Origin of the sequence: Streptomyces sp. SID12488, from assembly GCF_010548275.1 — a bacterium.
Lineage (GTDB): Bacteria > Actinomycetota > Actinomycetes > Streptomycetales > Streptomycetaceae > Streptomyces.
Map to the genome: position 1 here is coordinate 50,969 of NZ_JAAGLT010000035.1, position 14,564 is coordinate 65,532.

The window sequence follows — 14,564 nt, forward strand, 5'->3', positions numbered from 1 at the left end:
CCCCCGTGCTCACCCCTGCTCCAACACCACACAGGACTCGCCGGGAACGTGCAACAACCCGTCCGCGCCCGGCAGTTCGACCGGCTCCCAGGCGGCCAGCACCCGCGCCCGTCGCGGGCCCAGGGGAATCGCCGCCGACTTCGGGGCGAGGTTCGCCACGACACGTACGTCCCCGCGCCGGAAGGCGAGCCAGCGGGCCTCCTCGTCGTACGCGACCTTGATGTCAGAGAGGTCCGGGTCCGTGAGGTCGGGCTGGGTGTGGCGCAGGGCGATCAGGTCCCGGTACCAGGACAGCACGCGCGCGTGCGGCCCGCGCTCGGGCTCCGACCAGTCGAGGCAGGAGCGGTCGCGGGTCGCCGGGTCCTGAGGGTCCGGCACGTCCTCCTCGGCCCAGCCGTGCGATGTGAACTCCCGTCGCCGGCCCCGCCGTACGGCCTCCGCGAGCTCCGGGTCCGTGTGGTCGGTGAAGAACTGCCACGGGGTGCCCGCCGCCCATTCCTCGCCCATGAACAGCATGGGTGTGAACGGCCCGGTGAGCATCAGTGCGGCGCCGCAGGCGAGCAGTCCGGGGGAGAGGGAGGCCGAAAGGCGGTCCCCCTGGGCGCGGTTGCCGACCTGGTCGTGGGTCTGCGTGTAGCCGAGCAGCCGGTGCGCGGCGACGCCGGTGCGGTCGAGCGGGCGGCCGTGCCCGCGGCCCCGGAAGGACGAGTACGTGCCGTCGTGGAAGTAGCCGCCCGAGAGCGTCTTGGCGAGCGCGGCGAACGGGGCCCGCGCGAAGTCCTCGTAGTAGCCCTGCGACTCACCGGTCAGTGCCGTGTGCAGGGCGTGGTGGAAGTCGTCGCTCCACTGGGCGTGCAGTCCGAGACCGCCGCCCGCGCGCGGGGTGACGATCCGCGGGTCGTTGAGGTCGGACTCGGCGATCAGAGACAGCGGCCGGCCCAGGTCGGCGGCGAGGGTGTCCACGGCCTTCGACAGCTCCTCCAGGAAGTGGCACGCGCGCGTGTCCCGCAGCGCGTGCACCGCGTCCAGCCGCAGCCCGTCGATCCGGTAGTCGCGCAGCCAGGCCAGCGCGCTGCCGAGCAGATACGCCCGTACCTCGTCCGAGCCGGGCGCGTCCAGGTTCACCGCGGAGCCCCAGGGCGTCTGATGCGTGTCCGTGAAGTACGGGCCGAAGGCGGGCAGATAGTTGCCGGACGGTCCCAGGTGGTTGTGCACGACGTCCAGGACCACCCCGAGACCGAGCGCGTGCGCCCGGTCGACAAAGCGCTTCAGCGCCTCGGGGCCGCCGTACGGCTCGTGCACCGCCCACAGCGAGACCCCCTCGTACCCCCAGCCGTGCCGCCCCGGGAACGGGCACAACGGCATCAGCTCGACGTGTGTGACGCCCAGTTCCACGAGGTGGCCGAGCCGCTCGGCCGCCGCGTCCAGCGTGCCCTCGGGTGTGTACGTGCCGACGTGCAGCTCGTACAGGACCGCGCCCGGCAGCGCGCGCCCCGCCCACTCGGTCTGCCAGGTGTGACGCCCGTGGTCGACGACGGCGCTCAGCCCGTCCGGGCCGTCCGGCTGGCGGCGCGAGCGCGGGTCGGGCAGCACGGGGCCGTCGTCCACGGCGAAGCCGTAACGCGACCCGTCCCGGGCCTCGGCCTCGCCGGACCACCAGCCTGTGCGCTCCGGATCGCGCTCCAACGCGCGCGTGCCCGAGTCGCACTGGAGCGTCACACGACTGGCCTGCGGTGCCCACACCTCGAAGTGCACGGATGGATCCCCTTACTGTGCCGAGCGGTGCTCACCGGGACGTAGCCCGTCCCATGGTGCTTCAAACGCGGACGGTCCGCGTTTGAATCTTCACGTTTGCCGGGCGTGTCGTCAGACCGGCCCGGCGGGCCGCCGTTTCGGCGTTCTGTGGACACCCCGCGCGCGCTGCCCGACAATCACGAACGTGACGTCGTCCTTCGAGTTCCACACGTACCCGCCGCGGCTCTCCGACGCGGAGCGCGACCGGGCGCTGAAGGCGCTCCGGGAAGGAGTCGCTCTCGGCCAGCTCTCGCACGACACGTTCATCCGGCGCATGGAACTGGCGCTGGCCGCCCGCCGGTCCGACGAACTGGCCGTCCTCACCGCCGACCTGCCCACCGAGAACCGCCTGTCCCGCCTGGTGTTCGGGACGGTCGAAAGGGTCTCCGGCTTCACCGTACGGCTGCGCAGGGCCTGGCAGTCGGAGCGGCTCCCCAAGCTGCTGCTGCCCCACCCCGGCAACGGCCACCCGCTGCGCATAGGGCGCGACCCCGCCAACGGCCTGCGGCTCACCCACGAGACGGTCTCGCGGGTCCACGCCGAACTCCGGCACCAGGGCGGCCTGTGGGTGCTGCGCGACCTCGGCTCGACCAACGGCACCACGGTCAACGGGCGCCGCGTGATCGGAGCTGCCGTCGTCCGGGACGGCGACCAGATCGGCTTCGGGAACATGGCGTTTCGTCTCTCGGCGGAGTGAGAGCGCTCCCGCAGGGCTGCTCCCCGGGAGCAGTTCACTTTGCGTGCCGCGGTGTTGACGCACCCCCCGAGCCGTGACTGACTGTGCGTACGTCATGTACGCCAAGTGAACCGACGGTCCTGCTGTGGAGGTTTGTCCTGTCGCCTCTCCTCCGCTACCCGTCCGTGGACGAGCTGGCCGACCGGGCCGCCGCACTCGTCGCCCGCCACCCCGCCGACGCCCGGCTGCGCACCGTGGGCACCTCACGCGCGGGCACGCCCCTGTGGCTGCTCTCCGTGGGGCACGGCAGCCGCCAGGCCCTGGTCGTCGCCGGACCCCACGCCAACGAGCCCGTGGGCGGCGCGACCGCCCTCCGGCTGGCCGAACGGGCCCTCGCCGACCCCGGACCGGCCGTCCGCGCGGACGCCACCTGGAACCTGCTGCTGTGCCTCGATCCCGACGGCTCGCGTCGCAACGAGGGCTGGCTGGCGGGTCCCTACACCCTCGGCCACTACTTCCGGAACTTCTTCCGGCCAGGCTTCCGGGAACAGCCCGAATGGCTGCCCGACGGCGCGGCCGGGGCCGCCCTGCCGGAAACCCGCGCGCTGCTCGCCCTCCAGGACGAACTGCGGCCGTTCTTCCAGTGCTCGTTGCACGGCGTCGATGTCGGCGGCGGCTTCGTGGAACTCACCCGCGACCTGCCGGGCCTCCCGCAGCGCGTCGCCGAGACGGCGGCCCGGCTCGGCATCCCGCGCGAGCTGGGCCCCTACGACACCCTGTACTGGCCCAGTCTGGGACCCGCCGTGCACCGGATACCGCCGCCGAGGCGTGCCGGCCTGGCCGCCGCCATCACGGAGGCCGCCGTCGAGTCGACCTGGTTCCATCCGCAGCCGTACGGCACGGTGACGGCGGTCGTCGAGGCGCCCATGTGGGGCGTGGCCGCCGTGGAGGACGACACGCGTCCCGCCGACGCCGACGCGGTGCTGCGCACCGTCAGCCACACGCTGCGGCACGACTCGCGGTATCTGGAGGCGGCCCTCGGACGGCTGCGGCCCCACCTCGCGCGCGTGGGGGACGCGGACCGCCTCCTCGCCCCGGTGGACGACTATTTACTGGTCTGCCCCGGTCTCGCCGACGCCTGGGACCCCGACACGGACGACGGCACCGGGCGCCCGCTGCCGCCGCTCAGCACGGCCCACCTGGCCGCTCTGCGCATCGCCGGGCGGCGGCTGGCGCTGCGTACGGCGGGGCTGCTGCACCAGCTGGCGCGCGATGCGGGTCCCGGGGCCGCCGACGTCCTGCGCGAGCTGGACCGGCTGATCGACGAGTGGTGCGCCGACTACCGCGTCGGCTGCGGGGCACGCTGGATACCGGTCGCCCGTCAGGTGGAGTACCAGTCGCGGGTGGCGCTCGCCGCGTTCGAACTGGCGGGCCGCAGCACGCGCGCGGGCTCACGTTCGGGTGAGTCGGGCTGGGGTGCGGGGGCCGCGGTGCCGATGCACAGGGAATGACCCACACGATCAGCACCGGCAACACGACCAAGCCCGTCCGGATCATCAGGCTCGTCCCCGCCGCACGAGCGGTACGCGGTGCGCTGCTGGCCGTCGGCCTTCTCCTCGCGGGCTCCACCCCGGCCCAGGCGGTCCCCCAGGACGACGTCCGGGGCAACTGGCTCTACGTCACCGTCAGCCGGGGCGAGTCGGGCGCCGAGGACACCCGCGGCACGCTGGTGCTGTGCGACCCGCCCCTGGGGCACGCGCAGGCGGCCCGCGCCTGTGCGGAACTCGCCGCGGTGGACGGTGACATCGGGGGCATCCCGCCGAGGAAGACCCTCTGCCCGATGCTCTACTCGCCCGTCACCGTGCACGCGGAGGGAGAGTGGAACGGCCGCCCTCGGGAGTACGACAGGACCTTCTCCAACGGATGCGAACTGGGGGCGAGGACAGGGGCGGTGTTCGCCCTGTAGGGACCGTGGGGCGCCCTGGCGGCGGACAATTTCGCTGACTCCTGCCGACTATCGGCGGGGAGCGCCCTCGCGCGCGTGGCGGGCCGCTGCCATCACCGTGCGGGCCTGGTGCTCGACCTGATGCTCCAGGGGGACCCAGCGGGCCCGGAAGCGGTCCATGAAGGCCTCGCTCCAGGCCGCGACCAGGTGTTCGAGGCGCGGTGCCGCGCGGTCGTCGGTCTCCCGCAGGACCCGCAGCAGCATCGCGGCGGCCCGCAGCGGCAGTCGGCGTCCGAACGCGTCCACGCTGCCGACGTACGCCATCGTCGTGTCGGCCGGTGGCATGTGCGTCCAGTCGGCGGCCAGCCCGGGCACCAGCTCCAGCGCCCACCGGGAGGCCCGCAGCAGTGGTCCCTCGGCGCCCGCCAGGCGCGGCAGCGCGTCGTCGAGGACCCGTTCGACCTCCGTGCCGTCCCGCAGCAGCCGGCTCGCCAGTCGCCGTATCGCCGCCGCCGGCGCGGGATGCGGGGCCGGGTCGTCCACCAGGTCGCTCGCCCACATCGGGACCTCGACGACCGCCGTCAGACCGCCGTACCGATGGGCGTGGTACCAGGTGCTGTGCCGCGCGTCGTCCGGCATGCTCGGGTACGCCACGTCCGAGCCCGGCGCCGGCATCACGTGCACGCCGGGCCCCGAGGCGGGCCAGCCCGCCGCGTCCGAGGCGCCCGTCTCCACCGGGATGTGCAGTTCCGCCGCCGACTTGGCGAACGGCTCGGCCAGCCCGGGGATGTCCTTCGTCAGCTGCACCCAGCTGCCACCCACGTCGGTGCCGTGCAGGGTGACCTGGAGATAGGGCCGCAGTTCGTCGATGACACCGGTCAGGGCACGGGTCTCCGGCGGCAGCCGGTCGGGCGGCAGCACGGAGGGCGCCCACTCCGGCTGCTCGGGCCCGGCGGGCCGGTAGAAACCGAGGTGGTAGTCGAGCAGGCTGCGCGGCGTCGGCGTGACGTGCAGGCTGGCACCGTCCGGGTCCGCGCACAGCAGGAAGTGCCAGGAGACGCCGGTCCGCAACTCGCGGTCGTGCACGGCCCGTTCCGCGAGCGCCAGGAGCGTGGAGCCGCCCGTGGGTTCGTTGGCGTGGGCGCCCGCGACGACGAACACCGCACGTCGTGCGTGGCCCACGGACAGCAGGTGCAGGGGCCGTCCGGCGCGGGAGAAGCCCACCTGCCTGAAAGCGCACAGGCCGGGCCGGTGAGCCGCCAACGCCCGGGCGGACGAGACGAGTTCGTTCACACTGGGGTAGCGCTGCTCCGGCAGGAGACTCACCCCCGTCTGGTCCACCCTGCGTCGCAATCCGCAGTACCCCATGGCGTCCAGGAACTGTCAAGAAGGTGGTGGGGCGGCTCCAGGGGGCGCCAAGGAGCATTCACCGCCGACGGGAACGGTCAGCAGGGACATCTGCCGTGCGGGACGGCCGCCCACCGCCCTCCGGTGGTGCGAACCCGTGCCGGTGGCCCGGCGCGAAGGGGGCGACGGCGCTCACCACCACGCGCCGGTGGTCCCGCACGGGCGCCCGGAGTGCGCGCCCCTGTGAGCCGGGCGCTGAGACGCTCACAGGGGCGCGCGCAGAAGTGTTAGCGCCCCTGTCCGCCCCCGCCCCGCCCCCGCGCCCTCACTCCTCGCCGACACGCTCCAGCAGCGCCACCGGCAGCCGCGCGAAAAGCTCCTCCGCGCGCGCGTGCCCGGTGAACTCCCGCTCCGGATCCAGCAGATCGGCCCACCGGCCCGGCGGCAGCGGCAACCGGGTGTCGTGCCAGCCGCCGGTGTCCGCCAGCCGCAGGGACAGCCGGGTCACCGCCGTGACCACCTCCCCGGAGCGCGCGAACGCCACACAGTGCGCCGCCCCCGGGCCTTCCGCGACGAGCGGCGTGTACGTCGCCGTGTCGCCGAACACCGCCGGGCGCCGCGCGCGCAGCCGCAGTGCCGCCACCGTCAGCTCGTCCTTCTCGCCGGGGGCCTCCGGAGGGAACGGGACGGGACGGCGGTTGTCCGGGTCCACCAGGGCCCGGTACTCGCTCTCCGTGCCCTGGTAGAGGTCCGGTACGCCCGGCATCGTCAGGTGGACCAGGGCAGCGCCCAGGACGTTCGCCCGGATGTACGGCGCCAGGACGCTCCGCAGCGCGGCCACGCGCTCGCCGGGTGCCCCGCAGGGGCCCGCCGCCACGAACGCCGCCACCGCCTCCTCGTACGCAGGGTCCTGCTCCGTCCAGGCGGTGTGCAGGCCCGCCTCCCGGACGTGCTTCAGCAGGGCGCCCTGGAGGCGCTCGGCGTCCGCCGGGCCCAGGCCGAAGGCCGTCTGCCAGGCCGCCCACGCCAGCTGGGCGTCGGGCACGCCCTCACCGGCGCGTGTGACCTCCGCGAGGACGTCGGCCCAGCGCTGCGGGCACTCGGTGAGCACGGCCAGCGCCGCGCGCACGTCGGCGCTGCGCTTCGTGTCGTGCGTCGACAGGACCGTCCCCGTGGCCGGCCAGTCGCGCTGCACGCGCGCGCAGTAGGCGTGGAAGTCCTCCGGGGCCACCGCGGGACTGCCCGGGCTGCCGCCCACCTCGGTCGCCGACAGCAGTGGCACATAGCGGTAGAACGCGGTGTCCTCCACGGACTTGGCCCGCAGCGCCGACGAGGTCTGCGCGAACCGGTCCCGGAACTCCACCTGCTCGGGCCCCACAGCGTCCTTGCCGTCGGCCCGCCCGAGCAGCAGGTCCCGTACGACGTCCACGGCCCCGCCCTCCTCCGGGACGACGAACACCTGCCGGGCCTCCGCGGCGGCCTCCTCGGTGACCACGGAGGCGGTGTCCCCGGGGGTGTAGGGGCGGTACACCTCCATGCGGACCAGCAGCTCGCGCAGCGCGGTACGCAGTGCCCAGGGTGCGCGGTCGCGCAGTGCGGGGTCCGGGGAGGCGGCGCAGAGACGGTTCGCCACGCGGGTCAGCCGGTCCACCTCGGTGGCCAGCTCGTGCGTCACCACCTTGTACGCGGCCCGCCGTACCGTCGCCTCCCAGTGGCCGCCCCGGTCGGCCTGGGGGGCCGCGAACCGCCGGTACTGGCCGAGGAGCTCACCCGCGCCCGCCGGGTCCGTGAACAGGCCGTCCAGGTGCCGCAGGGCGTCGTAGCCGGTGGTCCCCGCGACCGGCCAGCCCGCCGGCAGGTGCTCCCCGTCGGCCAGGATCTTCTCGACCACCGTCCAGCGGCCCCCGCTCGCCTCGTGCAGCCGGCGCAGATACCCGCCCGGGTCCGCGAGACCGTCCGGATGGTCGACCCGCAGCCCGTCGACCACCCCGTCGGCGAGCAGTTCCAGCAGCTTCCCGTGCGTCGCCGCGAACACCTCGGGGTCCTCGACCCGCACCCCGATCAGCTCCGAGATGCTGAAGAAACGCCGGTAGTTGAGCTCGGTGCGCGCCAGCCGCCACCACGCCGGGCGGTACCACTGGGCGTCGAGGAGTTGCGGCAGCGGCAGCTCCTCGGTGCCCTCGCGGAGGGGGAGGACATGGTCGTAGTAGCGCAGGACGTGGCCGTCGTACCCCAGGTGCGCGTCCTGCCACCGCTCGACCTTCAGCTCGTCCCACACCGCGCCGAGCGGCTGCCCGAGCACCGGCAGCAACAAGCGCCCGCCCTGCGCCTCCCAGTCGATGTCGAACCACCGCGCGTACGGTGACGTCGGGCCCTCCCGGAGCACCTCCCACAGGGGGCGGTTGTGACGCGGGGACATGGCCATGTGGTTGGGCACGATGTCCGCGACCAGGCCGAGACCGTGCTCCCGCGCGGTGTGCGCCAGCGCGCGCAGCCCGTCCTCGCCGCCCAGCTCAGCGCGCACGCGCGCGTGGTCCACGACGTCGTAGCCGTGTGTCGACCCCGGGACGGACTCCAGGAACGGCGACAGATGCAGATGTGAGACGCCGAGCGAGGCCAGATACGGCACGGCCGCCGCCGCGGCACCGAAGGGAAACGCGGGCTGGAGTTGCAGCCGATAGGTCGCCGTGGGCACGACCGGGTCAGGACGCTCAGGTGTCATGGGAACCTACGTACCCGCCCCACCGCCTTTCGTGTCATCGACTCGCGCACAAGGCCGCCGAAAACGGCCCTCCACGCGCGCGTGGAGGGCCGTAGGACGGACTAGGTCGGGCGTTGCAGCACCGTCAGACTGTGGTCCACCAGGGTCAGACGGTCGCCCGCCGCCACCTTCGCGCCCGTGCCCGGTGCCACGCCCTCCGGGCGGGCCGTGTCGACGACGACCTGCCACTGCCGGCCGTGATTGACCGGCACCACGAACTCGAGGGTCTTCGGCGAGGCGTTGAACATCAGCAGGAACGAGTCGTCGGAGATGCGTTCCCCGCGGGAATCCGGCTCCGAGATGGCGTTGCCGTTGAGGAACACGCTCATTGCGCCCGCCTGCGCCGAGTTCCAGTCACGCTGGACCATCTCCTCGCCCGCCGGGGTGAACCAGGCGATGTCCGACAGATCGTCGTGGGTGCCCTCCACGGGGCGGCCGTGGAAGAAACGCCGTCTGCGGAAGACCGGGTGGTCCTTGCGCAGCCACACCATCGCGCGCGTGAAGTCGAGCAGCTCGGCGGAACCGGAACCGGAGCTGGAGCCGGATTCGTCTCCGTTGCCGTCTCCTTCGCCGTCGCCCGGCCACGGGACCCAGGAAATCTCGTTGTCCTGGCAGTACGCGTTGTTGTTGCCGCCCTGGCTGCGCGCGAACTCGTCGCCGTGGCTGATCATGGGCACGCCCTGGGACAGCATCAGTGTCGCGATGAAGTTCCGCAGCTGGCGCGCCCGCAGGGCGAGGACGTCGGGGTCGTCGGTCTCGCCCTCCGCGCCGCAGTTCCAGGACCGGTTGTGGCTCTCGCCGTCCCGGTTGTCCTCGCCGTTGGCCTGGTTGCGCTTCTCGTGGTAGGACACCAGGTCGTTGAGCGTGAAACCGTCGTGGCACGTCACGAAGTTGATCGAGGCCAGCGGACGGCGGCCGTCGTCCTGGTAGAGGTCCGAGGAGCCCGTCAGCCGGGAGGCGAACTCCGCGAGTGTGCGCGGCTCACCTCGCCACATGTCCCGTACGGTGTCGCGGTACATGCCGTTCCACTCGGTCCACAGCGGCGGGAAATTGCCCACCTGGTAGCCGCCCTCGCCCACGTCCCACGGCTCGGCGATCAGCTTCACCTGGGACACCACCGGGTCCTGCTGGACCAGGTCGAAGAACGACGACAGCCGGTCCACCTCGTGGAACTGACGGGCCAGCGTGGCCGCGAGGTCGAAGCGGAAGCCGTCGACGTGCATCTCGGTGACCCAGTAGCGCAGTGAGTCCATGATCATTTGGAGTACGTGCGGGGACCGCATGAGCAGCGAGTTCCCGGTGCCCGTGGTGTCCATGTAGTAGCGCTGGTCCTCCATGAGCCGGTAGTACTGCGCGTTGTCGATGCCCCGGAAGGACAGCGTCGGGCCGAGGTGGTTGCCCTCCGCGGTGTGGTTGTAGACCACGTCCAGGATGACCTCGATACCGGCCTCGTGCAGCGCCCGCACCGCCGACTTGAACTCCAGCACCTGTTGGCCGCGGTCGCCCCAGGACGCGTACGCGTTGTGCGGGGCGAAGAAGCCGATCGTGTTGTAGCCCCAGTAGTTGTTCAGGCCCATGTCCACCAGACGGTGGTCGTTCACGAACTGGTGCACCGGCATCAGTTCCAGGGCCGTGACGCCCAGCTTGGTCAGGTGTTCGATGATCGCGGGGTGGGCGAGCGCCGCGTAGGTGCCGCGCAGCTCCTCGGGGAGCGCCGGGTGGCGCATGGTCAGGCCCTTGACATGGGCCTCGTAGAGCACTGTGTGGTGGTATTCGGTGCGTGGGCGCCGGTCGTCGCCCCAGTCGAAGTACGGGTTGACCACCACCGACGACATGGTGTGCGGCGCCGAGTCGAGGTCGTTGCGCCGCTCGGGCTCGTCGAAGTGGTAGCCGTACACCTCCTCGCCCCAGGTGACCGAACCGCTGATCGCCTTCGCGTACGGATCGAGCAGCAGCTTCGCCGAGTTGGACCGCTGGCCGTGCTCGGGCGCGTACGGACCGTGCGCCCGGAAGCCGTACCGCTGCCCCGGCATCACGCCGGGCAGATACGCGTGCCGGACGAACGCGTCGCTCTCCCGCAGTTCCACCGCGGTCTCCGAGCCGTCGTCGTGAAGCAGACACAGCTCGATCCGGTCGGCGGCCTCCGAGAAGACCGCGAAATTGGTGCCGGCACCGTCATACGTGGCACCGAGTGGGTACGCCTCTCCTGGCCAGACCTGCATGCGCTCGACTCTCTCAGTTGTGGTCCATCGCTGGGGCCTACTCCACTCCGAGTCTCCCCGAAAGTGATGGAACCACCTACGACTTACGTCCCTCTTACCGGTCGACCAGTGCGTACCCCCATTCACGGGTATGTCAAAACATTTCTTCTTCACATACTCCCTGGGCTGCGAGGGGGAGTAAGGGGACAACGTGCGCAAGATCGTGCGCCGCCACCTGGGCAAGGTGGTGGCGGGTACGGGGATCGCGGTGGCCGGTACGGCCCTGATGGTCGCAGTGACGCTGCCGGGATCGGCCGGGGCCGACGAGTCGGGTGGCACCGGGAAAGCCGGGAACACGGCGAGTACGGGCGGCGGTGCGGGGCAGCCCGCGCAGGGGCAGGCCGCGGTGCAGCCGGGGGTCGTCGAACAGGCGCCCGCCGAGGGCGAGAAGGGCAAGGGCCGTGATCCGCTGACCGACGGTGAGATGGCGCGGGTCGAGCGGATCGCCCTGAACCGGCAGCTGTTCAACTCCGGTGAGAACGTGGCGGGAGAGCGCGGCCCGCAGCGGATCGGCGTCGACCTCGCCGATCCCGAGGCCGCCGAGGTGGACGACCCGAACGCGCCCCGGCGCGCGGAGGTGTCGTACTACGACTACAGGGACGACACCCTGGTCACCAGGACCGTCAATCTCGACACCGGCAAGGTCGAGCGGACCGACACCCAGCACGGCGTGCAGCCGCCCCTGAGCCGCGCCGAGTCGGTCGAGGCGACCAGGCTTCTGATAGCCGACCCGCTGGGCGCGGGTCTGAAGGCCGACTACAAGGACGCCACCAGCACGGAACTCACCTCGCCGGACCAGCTGCTCGTCACCAGCATGGTGTACCGGGCCGTTCCGGGCGCCCAGCCCGCCGTACTCGACTCGTGCGGAGACCACCGCTGTGTGCGGATCTTCCCCAAGGTGAAGAACGGGCCGTGGATCGACGCCCGTTCGCTCGTGGTCGACCTGAGCGCCCGCAAGGTGGCCAGGCTCGGCTGACCCGGGTGACGACCGTCCTCGGTTCACTTCCCAACCTTTCCCCTGCTCAACTCTCTCCTCCTAGGGAGTCTCTTCCTCATGCGCGAAAAGTATGTGCTCGTCGGCCTCTCCGCGGTCGTGCTGGCCGCCGGGCTCACCACTGCGGCGGGGCCGGCGACCGCCCAGCCGAAGGCGGGACCCGTGCCGCCCACCGAGTGCAGCCCGGCCTTCCGCATCGAGCAGAAACTCACCACCGGCACCACCTGGCGGATGTGCTGGCGCTACGAGAGCGAGGCCGGGCTCGTCCTGGAGAACGTCTCGTACCAGCCCCCGGGCGAGGCACGGCCGATCAAGGTCCTCAACTCGGCGAAGCTCGGCCAGATACACGTCCCCTATGACGACGGAAAGGCCGAGTACCAGGACCTGACCGCGGCGGGCTTCGCCCAGGGCCTGATGAACATGGCGCCCGGTGAATGCCCCGGCGGCACCATCAAGACCGTCAAGGTCCCCGAGGCCTGGGACCCGGAACACGAGAACGTCAAGGGCCTGTGCACCACGACCCGTTCGCGCGGCCACGCCTACCGTATGCAGGGCGACACCGCGAACAAGGTCTGGCAGACCCAGGGCAAGGACCTGCTCGTCTACACCGTCAACCAGACCGGCTGGTACGAGTACATCACCGAGTGGCGCTTCCAGGACGACGGCACCATCAACATGAACGTCGGCGCCACCGGCAGCCTCGCGCCCGACGACTACGACGCGGGCGACGGCCGCGGCTGGCCCATCGGCAAGGGCGCCAAGGACTACGCCACCAGCCACAGCCACAACGTCTTCTGGCGGCTCGACTTCGGCCTCGACGGCTCCTCCAAGGGCAAGGTCGAGCAGTACGACTCCGTGGTCAGCCCGCCCGCGAGCGGCCAGGAGGGACCCACCACCAAAACGACCCGCACCCAGGTCAAGAAGGAACTCGCGGGCGACGCCAAGACCATGCGCTGGTGGCGGATGGTCAGCGCCACCGGCAAGAACAAGGACGGCCACGCACGGTCGTACGAGATCGTCCCCGGCGCCACCACCAGGTACTCGGGCCGCAGCTACACCCGGCACGACGTCTACTTCACCGAGTACAACAAGTGCGAGCAGTTCGCCAGCGACAACCTGCCCAACTGCGGCGTGGGCGCCAAGAAGTCCGTCGACGGATGGGTCAACGGACAGACCCTCACCCACCCGTTGGCCTGGGTGAACGTGGGATTCCACCACATCGCCCGGGACGAGGACCAGCAGCCCATGCCCGTCCACTGGCAGGGCTTCGCCATCGCCCCGCGCGATGTCACCGCTATGAATCCGCTCACTCCCGCCGGGCTCGCCAACCAGAACGGGCATGTCGAAAGCGGTAGTTGAGAAACGACCCTGTCCATCCTGCTGCACCGCAGACCGCTCCCGGAGTACCCTTCCTTGATCGTCGGCCGGGCTCGGCCACGGGGAGAGCTCGGGGGAGCGGAAGGCGGTGCGCGGGTGGGCTCGGGAGGGCTGGAGCTGCCCCCTGGTGACGAGGGTCACGAGGGGAACTCCACAGAGGTCCCGCCCGGCGCGGTGTCCCTGGCACGGCCGATGGAGACGGGTTCCATCGGCCCGGAACTGGACTGGGACGCCGACGCCTGGCACGAGGTGCGTACGCGCGCCCAGCGGGCCGGCCGGGCCTACATCTGGCTGAACCTGGTCGAACAGCGGCTGCGCACGGTCGTGGCCGCCGTCCTGCGCCCCATCTACGAACCAGTCCATGGCGACGAGTGGGTGGTCGCCGCCGCCGGACCGGCCGGCCAGGAGTGGGTGCAGCGCGCGGTCGCCGTACGCGAAGTCAGCCGCCGCAAGGGCTACTTGCTCGACCCGGCCGACGACAACGTCCTCAGCTTCCTGACCCTCCCGCAGTTGCGCGAGCTGATGGTGCAGCACTGGCCGTGCTTCGAGCCGTACATCGACGAGCGCCGCGACGTCGAACTCGCCCTGGACGAGCTGGAGGTCACCCGCAACGTCGTCTCCCGCAACAGGGCTCTGTCCGAGGCCGTCCTCAACCAGGCCGAGCGCGCCTCGGGCAAGCTCCTGGAGTCCCTCGGCGCGGGCGGCGACGTGCCCTCCGCGCGGCGGCTGCCGGTGGACGCGGTCGAGAATCTGGTGGGCGAACGGTACGGGGACGTGGTCGCCGTCCACACCGACCGGGTACGGCTGATGCGGCAGTTCCCGGCCGAGGACATCTTCGGCGGCGCGCGTCGCCTCGACGCCATCGGCATCGGCCTCAACCTGCTCGTGCAGAACTTCTCCGGGCGGCGGCTGGTGCGGCTGGCGGAGTCGGGCTGCCGGGTGCGGCTGCTGTTCCTGAACCCCGCGTCCAGTTCGGTGAAGCGCCGCGAGCGGGAACTCGGCCTCAAACGGGGCGAGTTGAGCCGGGCCGTGGAGATGAACATCCTCCACATGCGCCGGGTGCGGTCGAAGCTGCGCGACCCGGGCGCCTTCGAGATCCAGGTCTTCGACGAGACGCCCCGTTTCACCGCCTACCTCGTCGACGGGGACGGCTCGGACGGGGTCGCGATCGTGCAGACCTATCTGCGCCGGACGCGGGGGATGGAGGCGCCGGTGCTGGTGCTGCGGGGCGGAAGCCGGGTGGTCAAGCCGGGCGTGGCCGAGGAGAGCGGTCTTTTCCCGACATACCGCGAGGAGTTCGAGGTGGCCTGGGCGGATTCACGCCCAGTGTCCTGACTTGTTCAACCTGTCCGGCCTGCTCGTCTTCCGCAAGCGGAATGCGGTCCTCTGATTGTCAGTGGCTCGTGGGA

Annotated in this window: 10 protein-coding genes; 6 read left to right on the top strand and 4 right to left on the bottom strand. The window is 71.7% G+C overall.

The window, feature by feature from the left end:
* Nucleotides 1-9 precede the first annotated feature (9 nt).
* Entirely contained in the window at nt 10-1,755 is a 1,746-nt protein-coding gene (treZ, locus tag G3I56_RS36370; RefSeq protein ID WP_164416666.1) for a malto-oligosyltrehalose trehalohydrolase, read from the bottom strand.
* A 184-nt stretch (nt 1,756-1,939) separates the two neighbouring features.
* Between treZ and G3I56_RS36375 the strand changes: the two genes are divergently transcribed.
* From G3I56_RS36375 to G3I56_RS36385, 3 genes are all read left to right on the top strand, one after another.
* Entirely contained in the window at nt 1,940-2,491 is a 552-nt protein-coding gene (locus G3I56_RS36375) for an FHA domain-containing protein (protein WP_164416667.1), read from the top strand.
* Nucleotides 2,492-2,655: 164 nt separating this feature from the next.
* Nucleotides 2,656-3,981, top strand: a complete 1,326-nt coding sequence (locus tag G3I56_RS36380; protein ID WP_343240158.1) for a M14 family zinc carboxypeptidase — start codon at nt 2,656-2,658, stop codon at nt 3,979-3,981.
* Nucleotides 3,978-4,436, top strand: a complete 459-nt coding sequence (locus G3I56_RS36385; protein WP_164416669.1) for an SSI family serine proteinase inhibitor — start codon at nt 3,978-3,980, stop codon at nt 4,434-4,436. Before G3I56_RS36380 ends, G3I56_RS36385 begins: the two co-directional genes overlap by 4 nt.
* Before the next feature lie 48 nt (nt 4,437-4,484).
* Here G3I56_RS36385 and G3I56_RS36390 read toward each other — a convergent pair whose 3' ends face one another.
* From G3I56_RS36390 to glgX, 3 genes are all read right to left on the bottom strand, one after another.
* On the bottom strand, nt 4,485-5,741 hold the full coding sequence (locus tag G3I56_RS36390) for a M14 family zinc carboxypeptidase (RefSeq protein WP_164416672.1): 1,257 nt from the start codon (nt 5,739-5,741) through the stop codon (nt 4,485-4,487).
* Nucleotides 5,742-6,087: 346 nt separating this feature from the next.
* Nucleotides 6,088-8,484: a malto-oligosyltrehalose synthase gene (treY, locus tag G3I56_RS36395; RefSeq protein ID WP_164416674.1), complete on the bottom strand. Its 2,397-nt coding sequence runs from the start codon at nt 8,482-8,484 to the stop codon at nt 6,088-6,090.
* A gap of 101 nt (nt 8,485-8,585) precedes the next feature.
* Nucleotides 8,586-10,745, bottom strand: coding sequence for a glycogen debranching protein GlgX (glgX, locus tag G3I56_RS36400; RefSeq protein WP_164416676.1), 2,160 nt, complete (start codon nt 10,743-10,745; stop codon nt 8,586-8,588).
* A 190-nt stretch (nt 10,746-10,935) separates the two neighbouring features.
* Between glgX and G3I56_RS36405 the strand changes: the two genes are divergently transcribed.
* The 3 genes from G3I56_RS36405 to G3I56_RS36415 all read left to right on the top strand — a co-directional run bounded on the left by G3I56_RS36405 (nt 10,936) and on the right by G3I56_RS36415 (nt 14,490).
* Entirely contained in the window at nt 10,936-11,760 is an 825-nt protein-coding gene (locus G3I56_RS36405; RefSeq protein WP_164416678.1) for a Tat pathway signal sequence domain protein, read from the top strand.
* Nucleotides 11,761-11,838: 78 nt separating this feature from the next.
* Entirely contained in the window at nt 11,839-13,137 is a 1,299-nt protein-coding gene (locus tag G3I56_RS36410) for a copper amine oxidase (RefSeq protein WP_164416680.1), read from the top strand.
* Nucleotides 13,138-13,251: 114 nt separating this feature from the next.
* Entirely contained in the window at nt 13,252-14,490 is a 1,239-nt protein-coding gene (locus G3I56_RS36415; protein WP_164416682.1) for an SAV2148 family HEPN domain-containing protein, read from the top strand.
* Nucleotides 14,491-14,564 lie beyond the last annotated feature (74 nt).

Excerpts from the sequence above, each read along its gene's own strand:
- G3I56_RS36385 (WP_164416669.1), top strand. The coding sequence starts at position 3,978 with ATGACCCACACGATCAGCACCGGCAACACGACCAAGCCCGTCCGGATC.
- treY (WP_164416674.1), bottom strand. The coding sequence starts at position 8,484 with ATGACACCTGAGCGTCCTGACCCGGTCGTGCCCACGGCGACCTATCGG.
- glgX (WP_164416676.1), bottom strand. The coding sequence starts at position 10,745 with ATGCAGGTCTGGCCAGGAGAGGCGTACCCACTCGGTGCCACGTATGAC.
- G3I56_RS36410 (WP_164416680.1), top strand. The coding sequence starts at position 11,839 with ATGCGCGAAAAGTATGTGCTCGTCGGCCTCTCCGCGGTCGTGCTGGCC.